Origin of the sequence: Pseudomonas frederiksbergensis (genome assembly GCF_001874645.1) — a bacterium.
GTDB lineage: Bacteria > Pseudomonadota > Gammaproteobacteria > Pseudomonadales > Pseudomonadaceae > Aquipseudomonas > Aquipseudomonas frederiksbergensis_B.
In genome coordinates this window covers 298078-323825 of sequence record NZ_CP017887.1, presented here as the reverse complement: position 1 = coordinate 323825, position 25748 = coordinate 298078, and the positions used below count along the sequence as shown (strand labels likewise).

General features: G+C 55.8%; 21 protein-coding genes and 2 pseudogenes. 19 read left to right on the top strand and 4 right to left on the bottom strand.

The features are described 5' to 3' along the window. Positions 1 to 96: 96 nt before the first annotated feature. On the top strand, positions 97 to 1797 hold the full coding sequence (locus tag BLL42_RS28935; protein WP_071556109.1) for an L-lactate permease: 1701 nt from the start codon (positions 97 to 99) through the stop codon (positions 1795 to 1797). A 224-nt stretch (positions 1798 to 2021) separates the two neighbouring features. Continuing rightward, a complete protein-coding gene (locus BLL42_RS28930) occupies positions 2022 to 2459 on the top strand; it encodes a hypothetical protein (protein WP_071556108.1) in 438 nt (145 codons plus the stop codon). Positions 2460 to 2472: 13 nt separating this feature from the next. On the opposite strand, the pseudogene BLL42_RS31220 reads toward BLL42_RS28930, so the two are convergent. From BLL42_RS31220 to BLL42_RS28920, 3 genes and pseudogenes are all read right to left on the bottom strand, one after another. Continuing rightward, positions 2473 to 2652: pseudogene (locus tag BLL42_RS31220) on the bottom strand (IS3 family transposase); the annotation flags it as partial. Between the two features lie 48 nt (positions 2653 to 2700). Then, positions 2701 to 2925, bottom strand: a pseudogene (locus BLL42_RS30690) (SDR family oxidoreductase); the annotation flags it as partial. 1643 nt (positions 2926 to 4568) lie between these two features. Beyond that, entirely contained in the window at positions 4569 to 5546 is a 978-nt protein-coding gene (locus tag BLL42_RS28920) for an IS5 family transposase (RefSeq protein ID WP_071550144.1), read from the bottom strand. A 356-nt stretch (positions 5547 to 5902) separates the two neighbouring features. On the opposite strand from BLL42_RS28920, the gene BLL42_RS28915 reads away from it, so the two are divergent. From BLL42_RS28915 to BLL42_RS28880, 7 genes are all read left to right on the top strand, one after another. Continuing rightward, positions 5903 to 7570, top strand: coding sequence for an inverse autotransporter beta domain-containing protein (locus BLL42_RS28915; protein WP_071556107.1), 1668 nt, complete (start codon positions 5903 to 5905; stop codon positions 7568 to 7570). 15 nt (positions 7571 to 7585) lie between these two features. Beyond that, positions 7586 to 8155, top strand: coding sequence for a hypothetical protein (locus BLL42_RS28910; protein ID WP_071556106.1), 570 nt, complete (start codon positions 7586 to 7588; stop codon positions 8153 to 8155). A 99-nt stretch (positions 8156 to 8254) separates the two neighbouring features. Continuing rightward, positions 8255 to 8902: a ZirU family protein gene (locus tag BLL42_RS28905; protein ID WP_071556105.1), complete on the top strand. Its 648-nt coding sequence runs from the start codon at positions 8255 to 8257 to the stop codon at positions 8900 to 8902. A 58-nt stretch (positions 8903 to 8960) separates the two neighbouring features. Beyond that, on the top strand, positions 8961 to 9992 hold the full coding sequence (locus BLL42_RS28900) for a hypothetical protein (RefSeq protein ID WP_071556104.1): 1032 nt from the start codon (positions 8961 to 8963) through the stop codon (positions 9990 to 9992). Positions 9993 to 10523: 531 nt separating this feature from the next. Then, positions 10524 to 12188, top strand: a complete 1665-nt coding sequence (locus BLL42_RS28890; protein ID WP_129587045.1) for an EAL domain-containing protein — start codon at positions 10524 to 10526, stop codon at positions 12186 to 12188. Next, positions 12188 to 12988: a winged helix-turn-helix domain-containing protein gene (locus tag BLL42_RS28885; RefSeq protein ID WP_071556101.1), complete on the top strand. Its 801-nt coding sequence runs from the start codon at positions 12188 to 12190 to the stop codon at positions 12986 to 12988. The genes BLL42_RS28890 and BLL42_RS28885 overlap by 1 nt, the downstream gene beginning before the upstream one ends. Next, complete coding sequence (locus tag BLL42_RS28880; RefSeq protein ID WP_071556100.1) at positions 12976 to 13458, top strand: hypothetical protein; 483 nt, start codon at positions 12976 to 12978, stop codon at positions 13456 to 13458. The genes BLL42_RS28885 and BLL42_RS28880 overlap by 13 nt, the downstream gene beginning before the upstream one ends. Positions 13459 to 13569: 111 nt before the next feature. On the opposite strand, the gene BLL42_RS28875 is transcribed toward BLL42_RS28880, so the two are convergent. Further along, a complete protein-coding gene (locus BLL42_RS28875) occupies positions 13570 to 14010 on the bottom strand; it encodes a DeoR family transcriptional regulator (RefSeq protein ID WP_071556099.1) in 441 nt (146 codons plus the stop codon). Between the two features lie 555 nt (positions 14011 to 14565). On the opposite strand from BLL42_RS28875, the gene wbpA reads away from it, so the two are divergent. The 10 genes from wbpA to BLL42_RS28825 all read left to right on the top strand — a co-directional run bounded on the left by wbpA (position 14566) and on the right by BLL42_RS28825 (position 25734). Continuing rightward, on the top strand, positions 14566 to 15909 hold the full coding sequence (gene wbpA / locus BLL42_RS28870; protein WP_071556159.1) for a UDP-N-acetyl-D-glucosamine 6-dehydrogenase: 1344 nt from the start codon (positions 14566 to 14568) through the stop codon (positions 15907 to 15909). Positions 15910 to 16030: 121 nt separating this feature from the next. After that, a complete protein-coding gene (locus BLL42_RS28865; protein ID WP_071556098.1) occupies positions 16031 to 16981 on the top strand; it encodes a Gfo/Idh/MocA family protein in 951 nt (316 codons plus the stop codon). Between the two features lie 7 nt (positions 16982 to 16988). Beyond that, positions 16989 to 17573, top strand: coding sequence for an acyltransferase (locus BLL42_RS28860; protein ID WP_071556097.1), 585 nt, complete (start codon positions 16989 to 16991; stop codon positions 17571 to 17573). After that, the gene (locus BLL42_RS28855; protein ID WP_071556096.1) at positions 17570 to 18664 is read left to right on the top strand and encodes a DegT/DnrJ/EryC1/StrS family aminotransferase; all 1095 of its coding nucleotides are present in this window, start codon (positions 17570 to 17572) and stop codon (positions 18662 to 18664) included. Before BLL42_RS28860 ends, BLL42_RS28855 begins: the two co-directional genes overlap by 4 nt. Continuing rightward, on the top strand, positions 18661 to 19749 hold the full coding sequence (wecB, locus tag BLL42_RS28850) for a non-hydrolyzing UDP-N-acetylglucosamine 2-epimerase (protein ID WP_071556095.1): 1089 nt from the start codon (positions 18661 to 18663) through the stop codon (positions 19747 to 19749). The genes BLL42_RS28855 and wecB overlap by 4 nt, the downstream gene beginning before the upstream one ends. Positions 19750 to 19751: 2 nt before the next feature. Then, the gene (locus BLL42_RS28845) at positions 19752 to 20534 is read left to right on the top strand and encodes an ABC transporter permease (RefSeq protein ID WP_071556094.1); all 783 of its coding nucleotides are present in this window, start codon (positions 19752 to 19754) and stop codon (positions 20532 to 20534) included. Continuing rightward, positions 20534 to 22309, top strand: a complete 1776-nt coding sequence (locus BLL42_RS28840; RefSeq protein ID WP_071556093.1) for an ABC transporter ATP-binding protein — start codon at positions 20534 to 20536, stop codon at positions 22307 to 22309. The genes BLL42_RS28845 and BLL42_RS28840 overlap by 1 nt, the downstream gene beginning before the upstream one ends. Beyond that, positions 22306 to 23181 carry a class I SAM-dependent methyltransferase gene (locus BLL42_RS28835; protein ID WP_071556092.1) on the top strand — a complete coding sequence of 292 codons (876 nt, stop codon included), beginning with the start codon at positions 22306 to 22308 and terminating at the stop codon, positions 23179 to 23181. The genes BLL42_RS28840 and BLL42_RS28835 overlap by 4 nt, the downstream gene beginning before the upstream one ends. Before the next feature lies 1 nt (position 23182). Continuing rightward, positions 23183 to 24388, top strand: coding sequence for a synaptonemal complex protein 1 (locus BLL42_RS28830; RefSeq protein ID WP_071556091.1), 1206 nt, complete (start codon positions 23183 to 23185; stop codon positions 24386 to 24388). 14 nt (positions 24389 to 24402) lie between these two features. Next, positions 24403 to 25734 carry a glycosyltransferase gene (locus BLL42_RS28825; protein ID WP_081427392.1) on the top strand — a complete coding sequence of 444 codons (1332 nt, stop codon included), beginning with the start codon at positions 24403 to 24405 and terminating at the stop codon, positions 25732 to 25734. The last annotated feature ends 14 nt before the right edge of the window (positions 25735 to 25748 follow it).

Sequence of the window (25748 nt, the reverse complement as noted above, 5' to 3'; positions counted from 1 at the left end):
GGCACCTGGACCGTGCTAGGGGCCGGCAAGGCCCAAATGTGTGACGCCGGATACAATCCGGAAACTGTGGTTTACAAAAAGAATAAGGAACTAACCATGAGTCAAACACTGTTGTCCATCCTAGCCTTTGTACCACTGGTGCTGGCCGGCGTACTGCTGATCGGCTTTCGTTGGCCGGCCAAATACGCCATGCCGGCGGTTTTCTTGCTCACGGCCATAATCGGCCTGAGTGCCTGGGACATGTCCCTCAACCGCGTTATCGCCTCCAGCCTACAGGGCCTGATTCTCACCGCGGGGATTCTCTGGATCATCTTCGGTGCGATTTTGTTGCTCAACACCCTCAAGCATTCTGGAGCTATCAGTGCGATTCGCCGTGGCTTCGCCAATATTAGTCCGGACCGCCGGGTCCAGGCGCTTATCGTGGCCTGGCTGTTTGGCTGTTTTATCGAGGGGGCTTCCGGCTTTGGCACGCCGGCGGCTGTGGCGGCACCGCTACTGGTCGCCCTCGGTTTCCCAGCCTTAGCGGCCGTGGTGCTTGGGATGATGGTGCAATCTACACCTGTGTCTTTCGGAGCGGTGGGTACGCCGATTCTAGTGGGCGTGGGGGGCGGTCTGGACAAAAGCGGAATAAGCGAACAGCTGGTGGCGGTTGGTAGTAACTGGGAGATGTTCTTCCACTTGATCTACTCGCGGGTGGCCATCACACATGGTCTGATCGGTCTGCTGATGCCATTGATCATGGTGATGATCATGACCCGCTTCTTCGGCAAGAATCAGTCGTGGCGTGAAGGTCTGGCGGTGGCTCCCTTCGCCATTTTCACCGCGTTCTGTTTCTCGTTGCCTTACATGGCCGCCGGAGTGTTTCTCGGCCCCGAGTTCCCTTCGATTATCGGTGCCTTGGTCGGCCTGGCAATTGTCGTGCCTGCAGCCAAGGCTGGTTTCTTGCTACCCAAGCAAACCTGGGATTTCGCCGAGGCTAAAGACTGGCCAGCCGAGTGGATGGGCAAGATCGAGATGAAGATCGAGGAAGTAGCCGGCAAGACGCCAGTGTCCGTACCTATGGCCTGGGCACCCTACCTGTTGCTGGCGATCTTTCTGGTTCTGTCGCGTAGCTTTCCCGAACTCAAGGCTGCGATGATTTCACTCAGCTTCGGCTGGCAGAATATCCTCGGCGAAACCGGTGTTTCTGGAGCCCTGGAGCCCCTCTACCTGCCGGGCGGAATCTTGTGCTTGGTGGTGCTGGTGACCTTCTTTATGCACCGCATGCGTTTTAGCGAACTGGCTGCGGCAGTCAGCGAGTCAAGTCGGACCCTGCTGGGGGCTGGTTTTGTACTGATCTTCACTATCCCCATGGTGCGCATTCTGATCAACTCTGGGGTAAACGGCTCCGATCTTGTGTCGATGCCTGTGGCAATGGCGCAACTGGTGGCCGACAGCATGGGTGGCGTGTATCCGTTCTTCGCACCAGTGGTAGGGGCATTGGGGGCCTTTATCGCCGGTTCCAATACGGTGTCCAACCTGATGCTCTCGCAGTTCCAGTTCAATACCGCCGGTCTATTGGGGCTATCCGGGAGCATGATGGTGGCGGCGCAGTCTGTGGGTGCGGCAGCGGGTAACATGATCGCTATCCATAACGTGGTGGCAGCCTCTGCCACCGTGGGTTTGCTAGGCCGCGAAGGGATTACCCTGCGCAAGACTATGCTGCCGACTCTCTACTATCTGCTGGCAGCTGGAGGCCTTACTATGCTGGCCATGTACGGCATGGGCATTGCCGATCCACTGCTGGTCGTGCCCTGAGCCCAGTATTCTGCCGAGCACTACGCATTGGTTTGGTCGCGGAGGTTAGAGAGTCATCGCTCGGTGCCTCTGCGCATATTCGATACCTTCTCCCGATTAATCATCTGTGCTCATCAGATTTCAGCACTACAAAGCTCATTTCATTCGCTCGCTACAGGCAGGTCGCCCATGCTGGACTCGACGTAATTAAGCGTCGGCGACTCTTCTTGGCGCGAGGTATTCCGATGGTTGTGCAAGTGCTTGATTTACGCGTGTTGATTCTGGAGCGTCATCCCTTCCAGTTAATTGGCTTTGAGAAGCTTCTAAATGAGTGTGGTTGCTTCAAACTGACTCCGGCGATTGATGCCTGTGACATTGAACTTCTGATTGAGGAGCGTCGGCAGTTTGATGTGGTTGTTTGCCAAGAGGCTAGCATCAATGATGAGTTTCGCCAGAAAGAACGTGACGCCCTTGAGGCGCTGGTGAGCACCGGGCAAGCCTCAAAGCTGATGCTAATTGGTGATTCATCAAGCAAGAAAAGCCAATGGCATGGGTTGGGGCGTTCTTTTCCCAAAGAGGTCATTAGAGTGACGCCGCCACTGACGCATGACCGCATTCGTCCTTACCTACTGCTACGGCTACTCAACTACGCAAGTAGTCTGGCCTTGCATAAGATAGCCTGAAGCTAAAGCGATCTGAGCTCAGCAGCGACTCATTGTTGTGCCAGTGTCCCATCGAGGTTACCAACGCTACTATCTTGCGGCGCTTCCATGGCTGACGGTAAATCATCTCAGCCTTATACAGTCAGTTGGTGGCTTCGGCCAAAGTGTTGTCGTAGCTATCGCCTTTGCTACCAAGCGAGTGCTTGACTCCAGCTAATGTGGCTGGCGTGTGTGTATAGGTGGACACCATCGCCTCAAGCGAAACTGCGTGAACGCCATTGAGCAAGCCCTTTACGTTAGCGTTGATCATCTGATCCCACTCGGCTGGGTTCTGCTTGGTGATCTCAGCTAAGAGCATTACTCCGGCATTGTTGAACAAGGCATCGACCGGCCCAAAACGCTCTTCGGCTTCGGCAACTGCGGTAAGCAGCTTGGCGCGATCAGTGATGTCGACCTGCTTGCTCAGGGTGTTTGGTGGCGCAAGCGCCTCACAATCCATGAGCCAGGAAGTTCTGGCGAGGCTGGTTCGGTGAGCGCTGACAAAGTATATGGCCTACGCAGCAGTAGCGGAAAATTCAAATTCAGAGTTTTTCACTTTGATTGAGTGGTGTTTTGGGTATGGTGTTTTTGCATCTCCGATGCGCATGGCTGGGAGTTTCTTAGCTGCGTAATAAGGCTAGGGAACTTCCTGTTTTTCAGGGCGGGTTGCGGGTGACTCAGGCAGACTTGGGTGGGTCGGTGATACAGCAACAAAAGAGAATAACCATGAAAATGATTGTTGTTTTGATGTTATTAATGCTCGCTAGTACTGCGATTTTTGCCCACGGTGGAGGTTGTCGTAAAAGCTCACCGCCTGGGCAGTGCTGTCACATGGATAATAGTGCAGGCAAAGTTCACTGTCACTAAAAGCAATACGGCGCCCGTTTAATGCGGGCGTCATTTCGATGAGGTGTCTATGCAGCGCTCGAGAACTGAGCTCTATCTTTGTCTTTCCTCTGCGCGGTCTTTTATGGCTACTGATGGTGTGTTGGCCAAGCTCACTAGAACGAAATTGGGTGCGTCTGTGTTCGCTTGTGCCATACCGTGTAAAAGCGTAGCGAGTGATGGTAATCAATCTTCGGGGAGTTTTCGCAGCGTCCGCAAAACCGTCGGAGGCCCAGTCAGGTCCTGCTGGACTCGGGCCGTCATCGCTGTCATTTAGGATGGCGTCCTGCGGCAGGATTGACTGTTGACTTACGTGATGTTCCTTCAGGGGTGATTGACGCCTAGCCCCAGCTGCAACATCCGGGTACTAACCTGTGCAGGTGTGCTGGCAATCGCGCGGCCCACTGTATTTCAGTGCAGATTCGTAGATTTAATTTTCCTCTATATGCAGGTTTCCAGAGTGTTCACTCCCGAAAACCACCGGCCGCAGGTTGTAGGAGATTGAGTGATTATAAGACCCATAATTGAATTTGGGTGTATTGATCCTAGAGCGTTCCCCCTTCCAGTCGATAGATTTAGAATGAGTTCTGAATCGTTGCGGTTGCTTCAATCTGACTCCGGCTGTTGATACTAGTGATTTTACACTGCTGATTGAGGGGGAGGGGCGATACGATCTGGTTTTTTGAAAAGAAGCGAATGTCAATGAAGAAAAACATCAAGGTGAATGGGGTGTTGTGGCTTTTTGATCGAGTTTGTGCATGTCTCGAAGTTGATATTAGTATCGTGTGAAGATAGCCGGAGTAACAAGGAGCTATGGCTAGGTAGATTGTTGCATACAACTATAATCAGTATCGTAGCGCAACTTACGCTTGAGCGTATTCAGTTATATTTGGCTCTGTGTGTGCTCAAATATGTCAAGCAAATATCTTGTAAAAATCCCCCGCCCTGTCTTTTCTGCACTATGGACTCTCACTGTCTTCTCTTTGCATACATTACAGAGCTTGGGAGACTGTAGAAGAGCTAGCATTTTTCTGATGCGGAAAAGGGTAAACCAAGCCCTAGGGAAGGTCTGAAGTAGTCAGCGATTTTTGATGCCCTCGTTGGTAGAGGTTCAAAAAACGCTGGCTGGTCAGAAATCAGACCTTTCCTATTCTTAACTCATCGTTTCACCCTTGAGCGACGCCTTTTCAAGGCGCTTTTCCCGCATTACAGGCGCATCTCTCCCGCGACCAGCAGCCGTTTTCGCATCATCCACAGGTTCGACAGGGCAAATAGCGTGGCCTGTTGCGCGGTGTTTTTCATCAGGCCGCGAAAGCGCACTTTCGTATAGCCAAACTGACGCTTGATCACTCGGAATGGATGCTCAACCTTCGCCCGGACTTGTGCTTTCGCATATTCGATTTTGCGCCGCAGGCGCCCGATCAAACTCTTTTTCGCGTGTTTTTTATAGCTGCTGGGCCGTGCGGCAATCGACCAGATCATCTTGCGATTCTGATGCTCAGGACGCTTGTCCACACCGGTGTAACCGGCATCGCCAGACACGTATGATTCCTCGCCATGCAGCAACTGATCGACCTGCGTCACGTCCGCCACATTGGCCGCCGTGCCCACCAGGCTATGCACCAAACCCGACTCGGCATCGACGCCGATATGCGCTTTCATCCCGAAGAAATACATGTTCCCCTTCTTCGTCTGATGCATTTCGGGGTCGCGTTTACCCTCTTTATTCTTGGTCGAACTCGGCGCATGAATGATCGTCGCATCGACCACCGTACCTTGGCGCAACATCAGGCCACGGTCGCCCAGATAACCGTTGATGACCTGCAAAATCCCGCCGGCCAACTCATGTTTTTCCAACAGACGTCGGAAGTTGAGGATCGTGGTTTCATCGGGAATCCGATCCAGATGCAGCCCCGAAAACTGGCGCAGGATAGTGGTCTCGTACAGCGCTTCTTCCATCGCCGGATCGCTGTAGCCGAACCAGTTCTGCATCAGATGAACCCGCAACATCGCCATCAATGGATACGCCGGACGACCACCTTCGCCTTTCGGATAATTCGGCTCGATCAAGGCAATCAGACCCTTCCAGGGCACGACCTGATCCATCTCGATCAGGAAACGCTCGCGGCGGGTCTGCTTACGTTTGCCGGCGTACTCGGCATCGGCGAAGGACATCTGTTTCATCGGGGCTCAACCGTCGTGTTCGGATCAGGCGGCTATTTCACCAAATCTGAAAGTCTTTTTCAGAGTTTCCCTAGGGAGCCTAAGTTCGGCTTCCTGCGCGTAATTCACTGTAAATCACCACTTGTCATTTTGTTTTTGTTGGCGAGGCATTGATGCTCCCTGCTCCCTGCTCCCTGCTCCCTGCTCGTCAGCGTCTTGGCGCTTTGGGCAACTTTTGTATTTCTCGTCGTCGAGTGCCTAAATAGATGCGTCAGTCCCTTGTTGCCCCTTCCCAATTTCCCAGGGTGCCTTTTCCTGTTTGCAATAATCACATGCGCTTACGTGGCTCGCTACGTGTCGGCTTGGCTGTTATGTGCATGGGCATGGGCATGCAGGTTGTCGCTGGGCCGATGGCCGCGCCGCTTCAAGCAAATGCGAAACAGACGGCCCGTCAGGTCTATGTGCTCTATGTGCCGCTCAAGGGCGAAACCCTTGTACAGGTGGCTCAACGCTTTGACGTAAAGGACGCGGACTTGCTTGCACAGCAGCGACAGGCGCAGATGCAAGGCTGGCTGGGGCCCGCGCTGTTGGTTGAACAGCAGGCCAATGGCGAGTCGCAACTGTATCCTGCTTTTGTGCTACAGGCCCTGCGCAAGGGGCAGCCGTTGGGTGCTCTGGCGTTGAGTGTCAACCGCTCGGAACGCGAGTTGCGCAATCTCAACGCGCTGTTAATGGGTAATGAGCGGGTCAGCAGTTTGCAGGCCGGTGATTGGGTGTTGGTGCCCGCGCCGGCAAAGCCCCTTGCCGCGCAAGCCGGCGTAGAAAAAGAGCAGGCCAATCGTCAGGCCCAAAAGGTTGAGAGCACGCTCGTTTCTGCAGCCACAACCGTTGACGGCATGCTAGGTCGGGGCCGGGCAGATCAGTCTCCCGGTTCGGTGCTTAGCCAGCAGCTTGAGCAGCAGGCGCTAGGAGCGGCAACGGGTGGCATCTCACAAGGTATTGAGGGCTTGCTAAACAGCACCGGTAAGGCTCGTGTGGGTGTGCAGGCCAGTACGGCCAGCAATGATGTTGACCTGAACCTGGACTACCTGCATCCCCTGCTTGAGAGCAAGGATGGCATCTTGTTTACTCAGGTCGGTGCGCGAACCTTTGATGAGCGCACCATTGGCAATTTCGGTTTGGGTTACCGCCATCAGTTCAATTCTGATCTGATGGTGGGGGCCAACACCTTCATCGACCAAGACTTTTCCCGCCACCATACCCGACTAGGAATTGGTGCTGAGCTTTGGACCGAGCAAAGCCGTTTCGCTACCAACTACTACACGCCGCTAAGTGACTGGAAACAGTCGAGTCGCCACGAACTCAATACCGACCCCCTGCGCAAGGACCTCTATGAGCGTCCTGCCCAGGGTTGGGATGTTCGCGCCGAAACCAGCTTGCCTGGCGCCCCGTCGTTTGCCGTTACGGGTAAATACTTCCAGTGGAAGGGCGATGGAGTGGATGCATACGGCAGTGGGCAGTTGGAAAAAAACCCCAAGGGCTATGGCCTGGGGCTTAAGTGGCAACCGATACCTCTGATTGGTGTCTCGGCGGAACGCCAGCAAATTCAGAGTGGCGATGGTCAATGGGTGCTGAGTGCCAACTTCACTTGGAGCTTCGATCAGGACCTGGGCGCGCAACTCTCGGGTAGCGGCAAGGGCATGGCGATCAAACCCCTTGAACAGTCCCGCAAGGAATTCGTCGATCGCAACTACAACATCGTGCTCGATTACAAGCAGAAAGCGAAATACCTCGACTTTGGCTTTGCCATCCATGATATGGCGATCCCGGCCAACAACACCAATGGGCCAGTCTTCTACGCCGCCCCCCCAGTCAAGGGCGTGCCCGCTGGCGGGGTCGTCCGTTACGACATCACCGGTATCAGCCCAGCCGCTGCGGCAGACGAAGTAACCGTCAACGCACAAACAGGACAGTTGACCGTGGCTAAAGGGGCGCAAGCCCAAGTAATTAGCCTGACGGCCTACCTGTTCATGCCGAAGAACTAAGCGAGAGCGCCCGTAATGAAACAATCCATATTCAACTTCAAGCGCCTCGCTAGCTGCCATCTCGATGCCCGGTCTAAAAAAGCAGACCTCGCAGCGTTTGCACATGCGTCGCTGCCTGCCCAAATGTCGCGCGCTTCTGCACGATCCAACCACCTGGCCATGTCCTTCTATGGCTGTAATCTGCTGCGGGCACTCGTTACCGGGTCATTGCTCGCCCTGCAATCGATTTCCGCCTATGCGCAACTATCGCCGGCCGACATACCGATCGGTTATCTACAAGTCGCCGATGACACCGCCCGGGTAACGGTCGAAGGGTCTACGCCTGCGGGTTTCACGCTAACCGCGGTGGCGGTGTATGTGAATGGCCGGCTGCTGGCCTTCGACCCGCCGATTGTGGGCCAGACGCTGGAAGCGCGACTGACTTGCTCGGCGGTCTGTAATGATGTGCCGGCCGACGGTTACCAGTGGGAAATCCAAGCCAGTGTAGGTTCGGGGTCCTACATCCCGATCAGCAATGCAACAACCTCTACCTATCTCGTGCGGCCTGAAGACCAGAAAAAAGCCATTCGGGTCAGCGTGCCGTAAAACGAGCGGGCTGTTTCCTTGCCGAGACGGCCCCGGCGTTGACGATAGCGTCCATCAGTAAAGAACTTTCGAAAATCAAACACACAAAAGGAGTACATTATGATCAAACAGTACCGTGTACACGCCCTTGGATTCGCTTTGGGGCTGGTCATCAGCGGCTCGGCGTTCGCCGTGGTTTCCACACCGACCAGCGCTGTCAAGGGTCGCGTGCCCAGTATGGCGGCGCCGACAGTGACGCATAACGACGTTAACGCTAACGGCGTGATAGACACCGGCGACACCCTGACTGCGAGCGACAATGGCTTCGTCGATGTGGACGGCGATGTTGCGATCGCCTCGACCTATCGCTGGAGCGATGGCGCCAATAATCTAGGGACCGATAGCGTTTACACAATCACAGCGAGTGATTTGGGCACGAGCATCACTCTGTATGCAACGCCGCGTACCGACCCGAGCATCACCGATCCTGACGTTGGCGCTGAGGTGGCCAGCGCCGCGGCAATCGACGTGGCAGCCAACAACTATTTGTTGTCGGTGCAGATTACTGGCTATACCGGCAATCCCCTTGTGGCCTCGACCCTGACCGCCGTGCCGACGTGCGCTGGCACTTGCGGCGTGGTGAGCTACCAGTGGCAGATCGAGCCGTTGGGCGGCGGCGCTTTTGTGGACATTCCCTCCGCTACCAGCGACACCTATACACCGGAGAAAGGCGATCAGAAACGTATGATTCAAGTCGTAGCCAACTAACATAAGCCATTGCCATCCGGCCTTTAACGGCGGGTGGCGTTGTTTAAGAGGAATACACATGTTTGTACTACCTTTGCGTTTGGTGTTCTTGACGTGTCTATGCTCGCTCAGCACGAGCCTGTGGGCGCAGCAAGTAGCTAACACGCCTACGGTCAAGGGCCGCGCGCCGGTGGCTGCGCCGACTTTAGAGAGCATTGCGCCCGTCGTGGTGGGCAGCACCGTCACCGCAACGTCTGGCTTTAGCGATGAGGATGGTGATGCAGAACAGGGCACCACTTGGCGTTGGCTGCTGAATGGCGTCGCCATCGGCGGCGCGGAGAGCAATAGCTATACCCTGCTGCCAGGCGATGGCAATGGTAAAGCGCTGCAGGTTGAGGCGCTGGTCGCGACCGATCCGACTAGCACCGATCCCGCACAGAGTGATCCGGCACTTTCCACTGTAATCACTACCCAGGGTAGTGCTCCGGTCGCCACGCTAAGCCCACTGGCTAACTCGGTCTATCAGTACGACCTAGTGACTTCGGGGGGCTATGCCTACAGCGATGCGGACGGCGATCTGGAATCGGGCTCGACCTTCGACTGGTTGTTGGATGACCTATCGATCTTGATAGGGGGCTCGGCTATCGCGCACGGCAGCAATAAGCAGAGCCGCCAATTGATGCCGGCAGATGTGGGCAAGCTCCTGACGTTTAGCGTGACGCCCCGATCCGCGACGGGCGAGCCTAGCGTCGGCGATGCCGCCAAGGTGATGCAGACGGTGGTCGTGCCAGCGGGGCTCCAGGTGATAAATTTTTCAAAACCGGATGGGCTCCCGCGTAACTGGTCAGGTGCTGACAGCTATTGCAAATACACTGTGGGGAATGGCGCCAGGTTGCCAACCAAAGATGAATTGCTGGAACTGTTTGTCAATGCCACTCGTAGCATGGAAGGTGTGGTTGTGATGAACACTGATATGTGCAATCTGCATGGGTGGTGCGGCGCGCCCTCCACCTACTGGTCTTCCGACAGCCGCCACGGCGTTTCTCTGAGTAATGGTGACTCCAACTATGTCGAGTCTTACTCCACCTTCCAGGTGGCGTGTGTACTCTGACTCGCCCTGTGTGGGGCGTTGAATTTTATTGCGGCCAAGTTCGCGCCTATGGACGGCGACGGGAGCGGCTGTTAAGGCGCGGCTAGGCCGCGAAGTCCGTGGTGGCGGCCGACCCAGGCCGGCGCGTAGCTTGAGGTGGTGGCATTGGCCAGGATGAAAGAGCGCTTCAACGTAGCGGCGTGATTTGTTATCGCCAGTTGTGCATGGAAAATGGCGTAACGGTCGATGGCAAGTTTACACGGCTGATGGACAATCAAGACTTTCCGCTGAAACTCTCGGCCCCTCAGCCTGCAGGTGAGTGGGTGAATTGAGTGCTGGCGGGATTTGCTCAGGACAACGTGCCTATCAGGGGGGGCTCTCATGGCCGCATCTCAGGGCAGTCTATAGAAACGAGTTATAGGTGGGTGCGTAAGAGGGGCGAATTCACGGCGATTAATCTGCGCTCACTGAAAATCACACCAATTAATTTTTAATTTTTGCCCGCGCCCCGGATGATTCCAGCTCTCCTCTTGTGTGCGTGGGTGTTGATTTGTGAAATGGCTTCTTGGTGATGAGGGGTTTAATAACAAAGTGTTATTAGCGTCGCTCGGTGGGTGTATGGTTTTGGCTGTATCGATTGCACTGACTGAGTATCTGGTAGGTCATTACTTTACTCATCTTTTTGAACGCACGCGCAGCTTTAATGCCAGTCAGCTGGTGGAGATGCGTAATCAGATTTCCAGAGTGTTTGAGCAATTGCATGATCTTGATATATTTAATCAAGAGCAAGGCAATGCTTGTCGTAAAGAGGTGTTCCTGACCCAGGCTGCATTGGTCGACGCCAATCGCTTTATCTATGAAACAGCATTGAAAGTGGATGGCGGAGGGCTGTGCAGCTCGTATGGGTCGGAGTCCGGGGGGCTAAGTGCGTTTGCCTTCGAGCAGAGTCATGCGGGGTATCCGGTCAATGGCAACGGTACGACCAGAACTTACTGGTTCAATGCTGGGGTCGGTGCGACCCTGGATGCCGGAGAGATTCTGATCAGGGAAAATCGGGTTCATGTGCGGATCAATAAGGGCATCCTGCTGGATGCCCTTGCGCTGGACAAAAATGTTTCCTTTGCGCTGTTCGAGCGCGGCAAGCCGGTGCCCGTATTGGCCAATCATGCCATCGACTATTCCGCGGAGGCTGTCGCAACCCCCGAGACGATAGTGCGCACCCAGGATGCTGTGTTCTATGCCTACCCGGTCAAGTGGAGTGATCTGGTAGCGCTTATCTCCGTACCTGCTGCGTATTACAAAACGGTCTGGGGCTGGCTGCTTCTCTTGTGCGTGGGCACCTTGGCAGCGCTCTTTTTTCTGCTGGTTTATACCGTCAGCCGGGTCTATCGGCTGAAGTTTTCTCTACGGGCAAAGTTGAAGAACGCCTTGAAAGAGAGTCAGTTGCAGATGTTCTATCAGCCGATCGTGGACATGCGCAGTGGCGAGGTCATGGGCGCTGAAGCGCTGATGCGCTGGACCCTAGATGATCGTTCGATATCGCCGGTTGAGTTCATCCCATTGGCCGAGGCCAATGGGATGATCGTGGAGTTGACTGAATGGTGCTGTGAGCAAGTTGCCAAAGATATGTCGGTGTTGCTCTCGTGTACGGAGAACAAATATGTGTCGATCAATCTGTCGAGCGTAGCCCTAGCTGCGCCTGATATAGCCAAGAAATTACATAATATTTTATTGAGATTTGAGATTCGTCCCGCGCAGTTCGTGTTTGAAATTACCGAATCCTTCACTGTTGCTGGGGAGTCAGCACAAGCGCAACTTTATTATCTTCATGATTTGGGTTACAAGATTGCGCTTGATGATTTTGGTGCGGGAAGTTCTAACCTGGCTTATTTGGAGCGGCTGCCGGTTGATATTATCAAGATCGACAAGTCTTTTGTTACTCTAGATAAAATGTACTCTGCAGACACTATGTGGTGGCACATTATCAGAATCGCACGTTCCCTTGATCTTGTTGTGATTGCTGAGGGCATTGAAGGGCGCGAGCAGGTCAATCCACTGCTGGATGTAGGGGTTAAGTATGCACAGGGCTATTACTATTTTAAACCGATGCCTGCAGAGCAGTTCATTGGCATCGTGACAGCGAGCGCTGGACGCGATGCAGGCAGTAATATTCCAGTCGCGCGACTGGATGATACCAATAAATTTGAAGTGCAGTGATGAGTACTCAGGAAATTATTATTAAAAGCCCGCTATCAGACGCCCGAAAAATTAAATTCTATCCGGCGCAGATGGTGATAAGGGTTGTCGGTGCAGGCGGACTGGAAAAAATAGACTTGGGCTATACCTCTTCTAGGCTATTGGAGTTGCTAATTTCTAAAGCGGGTGTAATGGTCGAGCGTGAAGAAATTCTTCGGTACGCTTGGAGTGGCCGGGTTGTCTCGCAGAACAATCTTAACCAGTCGATAAAATTGGTTCGTGAGGTGCTGGATGACGAAATATCCAAAAGTGTTATACAGACAGTACCCCGTAGAGGCTATATGTTTAATCCGGAATACTTGCTGGGAGAGCCGGTGGTTGAATTGAGTGAACTTGTTGTGGCCGAGTCAGCAGTCCTGCCTGCGCTGCAGCCAGTTGTGTTTGGTTCTTTCTCTAGATGGAAAGAGGCCTTGTTGGGCGCTTTGTGTTTATTTCAGTTGTTTTTGCTAAATGGGCAAATCGACTATGAATTGTTATTTTTAAAAAGACCTGATTTCCAGGGCGAAATTGTGAACGGTAACCGATTTATCTATGTCGGCGATGGAGGAAGGGGCACGGAGGGGCTGAGGGAGCGATTTAAGGTTTCGATTGCTAAACTTTCCGAGATGCCTGTTCAGGGCGCCGTCGTTGTTTTCAGCAAGATGCATGATTTCTATGAAATTAGCTGTCTCTCGGCTGAAGGAAAGGCAGGAGCCTTCTATGTTCATGCATCAAGGGTTGATCTTCTCGCCGAGCAGGAGTTTACCGAATGCTTGCGATAAAGCGGTTTAAAGTCTGTGGGTTGCTAGGGGTTTTTCTGGCAGTATTGATCATGCTTAACGTTGGTGTTTTTTATAATAACTATCACAGTCGAGTATCTGGTAGCTTTTTTGCCCAAGGCAAGATGATTCTAAGTACAGGCGATGAGGTGAAAATGGCCTCAAGGATAAATTTTTTTAAGACCGGCCTTTTGGAGTTCCAAAAAAGTTGGGGTTGGTCTAGGTCTGCCTATCGCGAGGTTGTCGGCCGTATGGGCGGTGACTTCATTTCTCGTACGGTCTCTGCAAGGTCGGAGCCAATCACGAAGTTGTCACCGGCATTTGACGGTGATGATGATGCTTTCAGTCAGGTCTATTATTTGAAAGTGGGTGGTGAGTTAACCTATATTAATATTTATTCAGGAGATGAGGGCAATTGCTTCTATGTTAAGGAGCTTGTACGCACGCGCTGCTTTGGGGTAAGCGCTGAGTGATAGGTTAAATAGCAGTTTCAAGGTGTGTGGGGTGACTTGTTTACTTTCGGTTAGTGTCGCGTAAGTTGGTGTGTGTCGCTATCTGTGAAAGTTACTGTCACTACAGTTTGCCTACTGACTCGCTAGTATGGCTTCAATGTTTTTGGCTGTTTGTAGTAGTCGCTTGATCATTTCTTTGGTGAATAATCTGGTTTTTTCATCAATGCCGATAGGGTTGATGAGCCAGAGGCCTTCATGGTTCCTGTTTATAATCCCCCTGTCTTTTAGTTTTTTCAGTTTTCGACGTGTTGTTTCTTTTGGGATGTTGCATATTGCTGATATGTCGCTTGTCCTGATCGGGTTGATCGAGATTGGCATTTGTTTTTTGTAAGACTGTCCTGGAATTATGGAAGTCGATATATTTGCATGAGCTAAAACCCCCAGAATTATTAGGGACTCCAAGTCAAGATTTAGCTCGTGTGAGGCCCGTCGCATATGGTCGACGAGAAAGCGATTTGCAGTGAAGGAGGCTATTATGAATGCCTTCTCTAATTGCTCGTCTAGTGTTGTCATTGTTGAGCCCCTGACTTGGCTAATCCACTGACTATAGACCAGATCAGCTCGTACTGAGCGAGCCGGCGGATCTCGGCGCCGCCAAGTGTAAGTCGTACTCAACTCAGCCTCAATTGCTGTGAGATTGGGTGGGCGCGCGGCGGCGTTGTGTCCATTGGCGGTGCAGCCAGAAGCGTCCGTCCGACATCACTGTGATATGTGTGAAAGTACGAGTCGGCAAGTGGGTGGGGCAATGCAGAGTACCGTCGTCAGAGGGCGATCTTCTCAAGACGGATGCCTGAAGCTTCATCCGCCAATGTAGAGCAGATAGAGTGTGAGGGCCGCTCTTGCTGTCTTGATAACTTTTCATTGTTTTTCACTGGTTGATTGCTGGTCAGTGCCGCAGCCTTGCTCGCTTAGTGCTGAGATGCGCTGGCCACGGTCAATGAGCGAGGCAGCCCCTGCGGGCGTTTTACAAGGCGTTTTTACCGCCGCCCTGCAAGAAATTTGGATTTTTTCTTTGAGTTTATGGAGCGTTTTGGATGGATGCTGGCGAAGCAAGTCATGTTACCAGTCATGTTGCCAGTTGCCAGTTGCCAGTTGCCAGTTGCCAGTTGCCAGTTGTCAAGTATTCTCAAGTATAAAAGTAAGGAAGCTGTTGTTGGTATTGTAGGGCTTGGATATGTCGGTCTGCCGCTGATGCTTCGCTACAACGCTATAGGTTATCGTGTGCTCGGTATCGACATTGATGTCGATAAAGTCGCCAAGCTCAATGCTGGTCAGAGCTACATTGAGCACATTGCCTGTGAGCGCATCAGCAAAGCTCGTGCATCCGGCTTCGAGGCGACCACTGACTTCCGTCGAGTCAGTGAGTGCGATGCGCTGATTCTCTGTGTACCGACTCCGCTGAACAAGTATCGCGAGCCGGATATGAGCTTCGTGATCGACACCACCAATGCGATCAAGCCTTATCTGCGCGCGGGGCAGGTGGTTTCACTGGAAAGCACTACCTACCCGGGTACAACTGAGGAAGAGTTACTGCCCCGCGTTCAGGAGGGCGGCCTTACGGTGGGCGAGAATATCTTCTTGGTTTACTCGCCTGAGCGTGAAGATCCAGGTAATCCCAGTTTTGAAACGCGAACCATTCCAAAAGTTATCGGCGGCCATACGTCGAACTGCCTGCAGGTCGGTATCGCGCTCTATGAGCAGGCTATCGATCGGGTGGTTCCTGTCAGCTCTACCAAGGCTGCCGAGCTGACCAAGTTGCTGGAGAATATCCATCGCGCGGTCAATATCGGCCTGGTTAACGAGATGAAAGTGGTGGCTGACTGCATGGGCATCGATATCTTTGAAGTTGTTGATGCTGCCGCCACCAAGCCCTTCGGTTTTACCGCCTACTATCCGGGGCCAGGACTCGGTGGTCACTGCATTCCCATTGACCCCTTCTATCTAACTTGGAAGGCGCGTGAGTACGGCTTGCATACCCGTTTCATTGAGCTTTCGGGCGAGGTCAACAAGGCCATGCCTGAGTACGTGGTTGGTAAGCTCATGGATGGTTTGAACAACCATGGCAAGGCGCTCAAGGGCAGTCGCGTGCTGGTGTTGGGTATCGCCTACAAGAAGAACGTAGATGACATGCGTGAGTCGCCTTCCGTGGAAATTATGGAGATGATTGAGGCTAAGGGTGGCATCGTGGCCTACAGCGACCCTCACGTCCTGGTATTCCCTAAGATGCGCGAGCATCATTTCGAGCTTTCCAGCGAGCCGCTAACAGCAGAAAACTTGGTCTCCTTCGATGCCGTGGTGTTGGCAACTGATCATGACAGATTTGATTACGAACTTATCCGGTCGAAGGCGCGCCTCATTGTCGACAGCCGCGGAAAGTATCGCGCGCCTTCTGAGCACATCATTAAGGCCTGACGGTCTGCCACTCAAGGCAAGATCTGCACGGAGATAGATTAAGAGTGCGTGAGTCACTGCTTTTTTGCTCTTCCGGATAGTTCATGCCTTGTGTAGCTAAAAGTTTTTTAGAGGACTTTCTGTGAAACGCTTCGCTCTTATCGGTGCGGCCGGCTACATCGCCCCGCGCCACATGCGTGCCATCAAGGACACTGGCAATGATCTGGTCAGCGCCTATGACATCAATGACTCGGTGGGGATCATCGACAGTCTCTCGCCGCAAAGCGAGTTCTTCACTGAGTTCGAGCGCTTCTATGACCATGCCTGGGCGCTGAAGCGCCAACCTGGTCAGGCCCTGGATATTGTCTCGGTGTGCAGCCCCAACTACCTGCACCACCCGCACATCAATGCCGGCCTGCGCCTGGGCTGCGACGTAATCTGCGAAAAACCGCTGGTGCCGAGCCCGTACATGCTCGACGACCTGGAATTGACTGAGCGTGAAACCGACCGCCGCCTGTGGAACATTCTGCAGTTGCGTCACCACCAGGCGATCATCGATCTTAAAGACCGCGTGCAGGTCGGTGCCGCTGCGCACAAGCATGAGGTCGAGCTGACCTACATTACCTCGCGCGGCAAGTGGTACATGGAGAGTTGGAAGGGTGACCCACGCAAGTCGTTTGGCGTGGCCACCAATATCGGTGTGCATTTCTACGACATGCTGCATTTCATCTTCGGCAAGTTGCAGCGCAACGTCGTGCATTACAGCTGCGAGCACAAGGCTGCCGGTTACCTGGAGTATGAGAAGGCCCGCGTGCGCTGGTTCCTGTCGATCGATGCCAACGACCTGCCAGACGCCGTGAAAGGTAAGAAACCGACCTACCGCTCGATCACCGTCGATGGCCAGGAGGTCGAGTTTTCCGAAGGTTTCACCGACCTGCACACCGTCAGCTATCAGGCGATTCTCGACGGCAAAGGCTCTGGCATCGAGGATGCCCGCCACTGCGTCGAAACCGTTGATGTGATCCGCTCCGTGCAGCCGGTTACCGCCCGCGATGGCGAAGGGCATCCGTACATCACTCGTCTGTTGCGCTGAGGCAGCTATGGCTTATCAGGTTCATCCCAGCACAGTCGTCGATGAGGGCGCGCAGATCGGTGACGGTAGTCGCGTCTGGCATTTTGTTCACGTTTGCGCGGGTGCCCGTATCGGCAAGGGTTGCTCGTTGGGGCAAAACGTTTTCATCGGCAACAAAGTGGTGATCGGCGACGACGTGAAGATTCAGAATAATGTCTCGGTGTACGACAACGTCACCCTCGGCGACGGTGTGTTCTGTGGCCCGAGCATGGTCTTCACCAACGTTTACAACCCGCGCTCGCTGATCGAGCGCAAAGCCGAATACCGCAACACGCTGGTAGGCAAGGGCGCCACGCTGGGGGCTAACTGCACCATCGTGTGCGGCGTCACCATTGGTGAGTTTGCCTTTGTCGGTGCCGGTGCGGTGGTCAACAAAAACGTACCGGCCTACGCCCTAGTAGTGGGCGTGCCCGGCAAGCAGATCGGCTGGATGAGCGAGTACGGCGAGCAATTGCCGCTGCCCATCAATGGCGAAGGCAGCGCTCTTTGCGAACACACCGGTGCGCGGTACGTCCTACAGGGCGAAACGCTAAGCAGGGAACCGGCAGCATGATCGAATTCATCGACCTGAAAACCCAACAGGCGCGCCTCAGAGCGCGTATCGATGCCGGCATTGCCGGTGTACTGGCCCACGGTCAGTACATTCTCGGCCCGGAAGTAGCCGAGTTGGAAAGCAAGCTGGGGGCCTTCGTCGGGGTAAAACACTGCATCAGTGTGGCCAACGGTACTGACGCTCTGCAGATCGCCTTGATGGCCATTGGCGTCGGCCCTGGCGATGAAGTGATCACCCCCGGTTTTACCTATATCGCCACCGCCGAAACGGTCGCCTTGCTCGGCGCCAAACCGGTGTATGTCGATATCGAACCGCACACCTACAACCTCGATCCGGCCCTGCTGGAAGCGGCAATCACGACCAAGACCCGCGCCATCATCCCGGTGTCGCTGTACGGCCAGTGCGCAGACTTTGACGCCATCAACCTTGTCGCCAGCCGCCATGGCATCACCGTGATCGAAGATGCCGCGCAAAGCTTTGGGGCCACCTATAAAGGTCGCCGCTCCTGCAGCCTGACCCCGATCGCCTGTACCAGCTTTTTCCCCAGCAAGCCATTGGGCTGCTACGGCGACGGTGGAGCGCTGTTTACCAATAATGATGCATTGGCTGTGGCATTGCGCCAGATCGCCCGTCACGGACAAGACCGTCGTTACCACCATATTCGTGTGGGCGTGAACAGCCGGTTGGACACCCTGCAAGCGGCCATCCTGCTTCCCAAGTTAGAAATATTTGCCGAGGAATTGGAACTGCGCCAAGCCGCTGCCAGTCGTTATGACCAGCTGCTGCAAGCGCAAGGCATCACCACCACGCCTCAAGTACAAGCGTACAACACCAGCGCCTGGGCCCAATACACAGTGCGTGTCAGTAACCGTGAGCACGTGCAGCAGCAGTTGCAGCAAACTGGTGTGCCGACTGCTGTGCATTACCCCATTCCGTTGAACCGCCAGCCGGCCGTGGCCGACGCATCGGCGATTTTGCCCGTCGGCGATCTGGTGGCTAGTGAAGTCATGAGCTTACCTATGCACCCGTATCTCGACGAGACCACCCAGACGCTTGTCGTTAACGCCCTGAAAGCGAGTTTATCTGTATGACCTGCAAAATCGTCACTATCGTTGGTGCTCGCCCGCAGTTCATCAAGGCGGCCGCTGTTTCGAGGGAAATTCTCAAGCACCCAGGCAAGATCGAAGAAGTGATGGTGCACACCGGCCAGCACTATGACCCGAATATGTCCCAAATATTTTTCGATGCGATGGAGATCCCGGCACCAAAATACAACCTGGAAGCCTCCGGGGGCACCCATGGGGTGATGACCGGTAGGATGCTTGAAGGCATTGAGCAGATATTGCTGGACGAGAAGCCTGACTGGGTGCTGGTCTACGGCGACACCAATTCTACGCTGGCTGGCGCGTTGGCAGCAGCCAAACTGCATATTCCGGTCGCTCACGTAGAAGCCGGGCTGCGTTCGTTCAATATGCGCATGCCCGAAGAGGTCAACCGCATTCTGGCCGACCGCGTGTCCACCCTGCTGCTGTGCCCGACGCAACTGGCCGTCGATAACCTGGCGCGTGAAGGCTTGAATCGGGGCGTGCACAACGTTGGCGACGTGATGTTCGATGTGGCGCAGTACTACCGCGACCGTGCCCGCGACAACAGCAAAATTCTCAGCATCCTGAGGCTAAGCGAGAAGGGCTTTGCCCTGGCCACCTGTCACCGTGCCGAGAACACCGACTCACGTGAACGCCTGACCGACATTCTCCGCGCCCTAGCCAACATCGCCTGTGAACTGCCGGTGGTGCTGCCGCTGCATCCGCGCACCCGTAAGCTGATTGGCGGCTTTGAGCTAGAACACCTGCTCGAGCCGCTGAGCGTGGTCGAGCCGTTGGCGTTTCTCGATATGGTCGCTCTGGAACAAACCGCTAAGGTGATTCTCACCGACTCCGGTGGCGTGCAAAAAGAAGCCTTTTTTTACCGAGTGCCATGCATCACCATGCGCGATGAAACCGAGTGGGTAGAGACCGTCGAGTTGGGCTGGAACCAACTGGTGGGTGCGTCTTATGAACGGATCATTAACGCGTTCACAAACCTCGCCGATGGCCGTGCCGATGATCTGATCTCGCCCTATGGCTCGGCTTTCGCCAGCCGTCTCATCCTCGAAGAACTGCTGAAAGAAGGTTGAACATGGGTGCCCTGGCCAGCTTGCTCAGACATCGACGTATTCTTTACGCCACCGTGTTGCAAGGCTTGAAGAAACGTACCAGCGGCAATGCCTTGGGCGTGCTGTGGCTACTGCTGTATCCACTGCTATTTCTGAGCATGTACAGCCTGGTGTTCGTGCAGATTCTGCAAGTGCGTATCCCGGGCCTGGGCACCATGGATTACATCTTGGTGGTGTTCAGTGGCCTGGTGCCGTTTCTGGCGTTTGCCGAGGCGTTTGGCACCGGCACCACCAGCGTCGTTGCCAGCCGCGACCTGCTGATGAACACCCTGTTTCCTATCGAGTTGGTGGTGGCCCGTGAAGTGCTAATCGGCCACACCACCATGGGCATGGGGATGCTCTTGCTGTGGGGCGCCGTACTGCATTACCACGGCTCGCACTGGACCCACTTGCTGGTGCCGGTAATCTACCTGCTGCAAATCATGATGGTGCTGGGGCTGGTCTGGATTACTGCGACACTCACGGTTTTTTTCCGCGACCTGCAGCAAGCCATCCCGATTCTGGTGCTGTTTCTGATGATGGTTTCGCCCATCGGTTATACCGCCAACATGGTGCCAGAAGGTCTCAAGGCTTTGCTGTTGTTAAACCCGTTGGCCTGGCTGATGGAGTTGTATCGTGCCTGTCTGATGCGAGGTGAAGTACCGCTGGAACAGCTCGGTCTGTTTGCCTTGTTTGCCTGCGTGTTGTTCACCCTTGGCGGGGCACTTATCCTGCGCCTCAAACCCTTGTTTGCTGACCACGCCTGATGCCAACCATTTCCGACTGCGCGATTTCCCTTGCTGATGTCAGCAAGACGTTCCGCCGCTTTCAGCATCCCGGCTGGCGCGCGTTGGATGCCTTGGGCTGGCCGGTGTCCAAGCGCCGCTACGACCTGTTTCAGGCGCTGGCCGATATTAACCTGAACATCGCCCGTGGCGAAAAAGTAGCCCTGATCGGCCGCAACGGCGCCGGAAAAAGCACGCTGCTGCGATTAATCGCTGGGCAGATGCGCGCCGACGCCGGGCAGATCCGCGTCAACGGCCAGGTGCAAGCGTTGATGACCCTAGGAACCGGCTTTCACCCGGACTTCAGCGGGTTGGAAAACATCCGCTCGGCGCTCGCTTACCAGGGCATTGAGCCCTCGCGAGTCGATGCATGCATCGAAGAAATCGCCGACTTCACCGAACTGGACAGCTTTCTGCTGCGCCCGGTGAAGGAGTACTCGGCGGGTATGTACGCCCGTCTGGCCTTTGCCGTGGCCACCACTATTACCCCCGAAGTGCTGATCATCGACGAGATTCTCGGCGCCGGGGATGCTTACTTTCTCGGTAAGTGCATCCAGCGCATGAAAGCGCTGACCAGCCAGGGCGCCACCATTGTGTTTGTCTCCCACGACATTAGTTCGGTGCAAATGCTCTGTGACCGCGGCATCTGGCTGGAAGGTGGACGCATTCGTCAGGACGGTCTGTTACTACCAGTGAGCAAGGCCTACCTGGCCAGCATCCGCGACGAAGAAGAGCGCCGCGTGAGCGCCAAAAGCATGTCGCTCACCCGTGGGCAGGTGTCGGCGCTGACCGCCGCTGGCGGGCAAACCAGCCTGCTGCGGTTGGTAGGCCGAGACGGCGCAGTACCGACGCAACCGTTGCTGGTGGCTGCCGTCAACTATGGCGACGCCAGCGGGCAGTTGGGCAGCATCGATATGGCCGGTGCACAGGCGTGCGGCTCCCACTTGATCGTCGACCCTCAGTTTATGAACTGGCAGCGCGCCGCCTTGCCGCCGAACGCCGCTTGCTGGGCGTTCGGCGACTTCGGTGGGCGTTACCAGCACGCCCCATTGCAATTGGCTTGGCCCGACGTCGTGCCGGACGGTGCTTGGGTGCAACTGTACGTGCGCCAAAGCGAAAGCCATCCGGTGCTGCTCGAACAATACGATCCCGAGCAGGGCGTGTATTGCCCGCTGGCGGAAATAGTGGCCGGCAACGACGAGGTCTGGACCAACCTGCGCGTGGCTCTGCAAACCGAGTTCAGCTTGGGCCGCAACCTGCGCGACGAACTGCTCGCCGACCTGCAGGAACTGAGCAGTGACGACCGCTACGGCAGCGGCGAAGTACGGATCACCGGTTTTGGTTTCTTCGACGCAGTAGGCGCCCGCCGCCACACTTTGATTACCGGCGAGCCAGCTTTTGCCGTGATCGCCTTCGATGCCAGCCAGGCGGTGCTCGATCCGATTCCCGTAGTAGCCATCTACCGCCCGGACGGCACCTGCGTGATGCAAGTAATCGCCAGCCTGAGCGGCCAGCGTTTCGCGCAACTGGAAGGCAAAGGTGGGGTACGCGTCGACTTCGCGCCCTTGTTGCTGGGGCCAGGGGACTACTTGGTATCGGTGGCCCTGTTCCGCGAGTTGAACCTGGCCTCGGCGGTGGAACCGTCCTCTTACGATCTGCATGACCGTTGCCACGCCCTGAAAGTACTGCCGCCCTCTGGCATTCATGTACAGATCGGCGTGGTCAATCAACCCGTGCATTGGGAGTTGCTGTCGTGAGTCAAGACACACGCCTATACGGCGAAGCCCAAGTCTGGGACCAAGCCCTGCAGACCGGCCAGCGCAATCTGGCGCAAGCCATTCGAGACTTCTGGCCCGCCGGTATCGACTCGGTGCTGGACGTTGGCTGCGGCGACGGCAAATTGACCAGTCGCCTGGCCGCCCCCGGCGCACCGAAAATAGTCGGCCTTGACAGCAGCGCCGAAGCGCTTTCACGCCTGCCATTTCACAGCGTATTGGGCGATGCCCAGGCACTGCCGTTTCCCCGTGCGGCGTTCGACCTGGTGATGAGCACCGACACTCTGGAACATATGCCCGACGCCGTAGAGGCTGTCGCCTGGAGTGAGCTGTTTCGCGTCGCCGGCGAAGCGGTGCTGGTGGCAGTGCCGTTTCGCGAAGAGTTGCTGGATGCCACCGCTCGTTGCGCCGACTGTGGCGAGACCTACCATGTCAACTGGCACCAGCGTCGCTACGACATCGCTGACCTGCACCGCCGTGCACCAGCCGGCTGGCACGTGCGCGCGACGGTACTGTCGGGCGAACCATGGAGCGCCATGCTGCCGCCGGAAACCCATTTGCGCCGCAATGCCCTGGGCGAGTGGTCGGGCTGGGATCTGGCTATTTGCCCACACTGCGGCAGCGGCGGGCATGCCGCAGCGCCCGAGCAACCGCTGCAGTCGCTGCTGGCCCAGGCCTTGGCCAAACAGCTGTACCCGGCCCTGGCCAAGCAACGCTATTGCCGCAGCCACAGTGAAATTCTGGTGATTTTCCAACGTGATAACGCGGAGCTCACGCTGCCGCCGCCGCGCTTGGCCGAGGCGAGATCGCTGCCCGCGTCCAGAGTCGATTTCAACTACCCCCCCCATCGCTGATTTGCGCGCGTTTTGTCAGGTTGCCCAACGGGTAGCCAGTGCCGACGGCCGTTGGCGCCTGCAGTTTCCGCTGTTCGATGCCGCGCCGACGCTGCGGGTAAGCCGTCAATCTGGTAGTCACGGCGCGCTGCAACTGATGCTCGAAGACAGCATCGGCAGCCTGTTCGATGGCTGCGTACTGGAAGACGGCCAGGCCCACAGCACGCATCAACTGCCCCGCGCACCGGTGGCGGGCTACTACGGCGTGCTCGCCTCCTGCGGCAACGCCGAGCCATTCGCCAGCGTGCAACTCGGCCATGCGCCCGATGTACTCTGGGTTGCCAGTGACGAAAACGCCTGCCGCTACCTGCAAGTGAGCGATACCCCGCAGCCGCTGTACGTGCAAGTTACCCAGGCGCTGTGGTTCGACCCAGCGACCCTAAGCCCCAGCATGACCGCTGTCGTACCCACACCTGCTCAGGTGCTCGAAGGCCTGCAGGCCTGCTTCGACAGCGCATTGCAAGGCGACTCGGCGCTCGTGCACAGCGAAGCGCAGGCCGCCGAGCGGAACCAGTTGCGGGTGCTGATTCAGAACCTGACCGCTGAGCGCGACGGCTTGTCGGTGATGGTCGCAGACGCCAACCGCCAGGCTGTCGAGATGCAGAACCTCGGTGCTGAACGGGACGCCCTGTTGCAGTGTGCAGTAGAGGCAGATCGTCTGCAGGTGCAATTGCAGAGCCTCACTGCCGAGCGTGATGCCTTGCTCCATCGCGCTCAAGAAGTCGATCGATTGGCAGTGCAGGTACAGAATCTCGGTGCCGAGCGCGATGCGCTCCTTCAGCGTGCTCTTGATGCTGATCGTCTCGCGGTGCTGGTGCAAAATCTTAACGCCGAACGCGACGTCTTCAGCCAACGCGCCGCCGCTACCGACCACTTGATCGTACAACTGCAAAATCTGGATGCGGAGCGCGACGCGCTCACCCGGCAAGTGCAAAACCATATCGAAATGCAGCAACAGCAAGACCAGTACTTCCATCAGCGCTCGTCAGAAGCGCAAGCCCAGATACAAGAGGCGCTAGGGCGCCTTTCCGAGCTAGAGGCAACCAACCAACACCTCAAGGACCAATTGCACGCCAACCAGGTCCGGTTGGCGCAACTCGATCAACACATGGAAAACCGGGTGGGCATCGCAGTGAACACACTGGCTTGTCTGGTTAACAAGAAGTAAGGGAGAGGAGCAAAATGGCTCACGTTTTAATGCTGTGCCACGATCAGAACCTAGATCGTCGGGTTGTGGCGCAGGCCGTTTCCTTGATTACCCGTGGGCATGCCGTGCGGTTGTTGGCGTTATCGCACGACGGCGATACACATCATGAGCAAACACCGGAAGGTATTGCGCTCTCCCGTATCGGCCTGAACTTCATCATTCCGGAAAACCTCACCTACACCGGCTATATGAAGCGGCAATACAGCTTCAACGACGTGCTGAACTGGGGCGCTAATCGCTACCCCAACGGCCAGGGCATGTTTCAGCGCCTGTTCAACTACGCCAGCCGCCTCAACTGGGCGCTCTACAAAGCGCTCCTGCTGATGCGCTACCGCAACCGCGAGATGCACGACCCGCTGCCCTTCCGCCATGCGTTCGTCCGCCATGGCCAGGAATTCCCCAGCGACTTGGTGCAGGTGCATGACTTACCAGCCCTCGAAGCCGGCGCCGAACTGGCTGCCGCCTGGGGCGTGCCGTTGGTGTACGACGCACACGAACTCTACCCGGAGCAGAAATCCTTCTCCGCCGTGCAGCGGCGTATCTGCTCCAAAGCCGAAGCCGAGCACATCAAGAAGGCCGACCTGGTGTTCGCCGTCAACGAATCCATCGGCGATGAAATGGCCCGTCGTTATCAGATTGCCAAGCCGGTGACCCTGCTAAACGCCATCGACCCGTTGCCCGATTTCGACCCAGCGGCGCGTTACGACCTGCTGCGTGAGAAGCTGAGCCTGCCGGCCGAGCGGCGTATCTTGCTGTTCCAGGGTGGCTTCGCGCCGCACCGCAACCTGGAAACCCTGATCCAGGCTATGGCCCACGTAAAAACCAACGATGTCGATCTGGTGATGATGGGCTTTGGTGCGTTTGGCGACCTACTCAAAGCCAAAGCCAGTCACCTGAAATTGCTGGGTAAACGTATTCACTTCCTGCCCGCCGTGCCGCAGAGCGAACTACTGCAACACAGCGCCTCGGCGGACATCGGCATCATTCCGTACCCGCACGTAGACCTGAACTCCTACTATTGCACCCCGAACAAACTGTTCGAATTTATTCAGGCCGGCTTGCCGATTTTGGCCAATGACTCGCCTGAACTGAACCGATTCGTGCGCGCCAATGGCTTCGGCCACTCCGCCACCATGGCCAACGCCAAGCAGATAGCCCGCGCCATCGACATGGCCTTCGCTGTCGGCGATTTCCCGAATTGGCGCGGGACGATTGAGCAGCGCAGAAGCGAGTTTGCTTGGTCGGCACAAGACGTCATTTTTTGGGATGCGATGCAGAAATTGCTAGAAAAATTACAACGCGTTTGATTGACCCCACCCTG

Bases quoted from the DNA above. Each gene is read 5' to 3' on its own strand.
- BLL42_RS28885 (WP_071556101.1), top strand. From the start codon at position 12,188: ATGAGTACTCAGGAAATTATTATTAAAAGCCCGCTATCAGACGCCCGA.
- BLL42_RS28860 (WP_071556097.1), top strand. From the start codon at position 16,989: ATGGCTTATCAGGTTCATCCCAGCACAGTCGTCGATGAGGGCGCGCAG.
- BLL42_RS28880 (WP_071556100.1), top strand. From the start codon at position 12,976: ATGCTTGCGATAAAGCGGTTTAAAGTCTGTGGGTTGCTAGGGGTTTTT.
- BLL42_RS28840 (WP_071556093.1), top strand. From the start codon at position 20,534: ATGCCAACCATTTCCGACTGCGCGATTTCCCTTGCTGATGTCAGCAAG.
- BLL42_RS28845 (WP_071556094.1), top strand. From the start codon at position 19,752: ATGGGTGCCCTGGCCAGCTTGCTCAGACATCGACGTATTCTTTACGCC.
- BLL42_RS28930 (WP_071556108.1), top strand. From the start codon at position 2,022: ATGGTTGTGCAAGTGCTTGATTTACGCGTGTTGATTCTGGAGCGTCAT.
- wecB (WP_071556095.1), top strand. From the start codon at position 18,661: ATGACCTGCAAAATCGTCACTATCGTTGGTGCTCGCCCGCAGTTCATC.
- wbpA (WP_071556159.1), top strand. From the start codon at position 14,566: ATGTTGCCAGTTGCCAGTTGCCAGTTGCCAGTTGCCAGTTGCCAGTTG.
- BLL42_RS28825 (WP_081427392.1), top strand. From the start codon at position 24,403: ATGGCTCACGTTTTAATGCTGTGCCACGATCAGAACCTAGATCGTCGG.
- BLL42_RS28915 (WP_071556107.1), top strand. From the start codon at position 5,903: ATGGGCATGGGCATGCAGGTTGTCGCTGGGCCGATGGCCGCGCCGCTT.
- BLL42_RS28855 (WP_071556096.1), top strand. From the start codon at position 17,570: ATGATCGAATTCATCGACCTGAAAACCCAACAGGCGCGCCTCAGAGCG.
- BLL42_RS28910 (WP_071556106.1), top strand. From the start codon at position 7,586: ATGAAACAATCCATATTCAACTTCAAGCGCCTCGCTAGCTGCCATCTC.
- BLL42_RS28920 (WP_071550144.1), bottom strand. From the start codon at position 5,546: ATGAAACAGATGTCCTTCGCCGATGCCGAGTACGCCGGCAAACGTAAG.
- BLL42_RS28900 (WP_071556104.1), top strand. From the start codon at position 8,961: ATGTTTGTACTACCTTTGCGTTTGGTGTTCTTGACGTGTCTATGCTCG.
- BLL42_RS28875 (WP_071556099.1), bottom strand. From the start codon at position 14,010: ATGACAACACTAGACGAGCAATTAGAGAAGGCATTCATAATAGCCTCC.
- BLL42_RS28905 (WP_071556105.1), top strand. From the start codon at position 8,255: ATGATCAAACAGTACCGTGTACACGCCCTTGGATTCGCTTTGGGGCTG.
- BLL42_RS28935 (WP_071556109.1), top strand. From the start codon at position 97: ATGAGTCAAACACTGTTGTCCATCCTAGCCTTTGTACCACTGGTGCTG.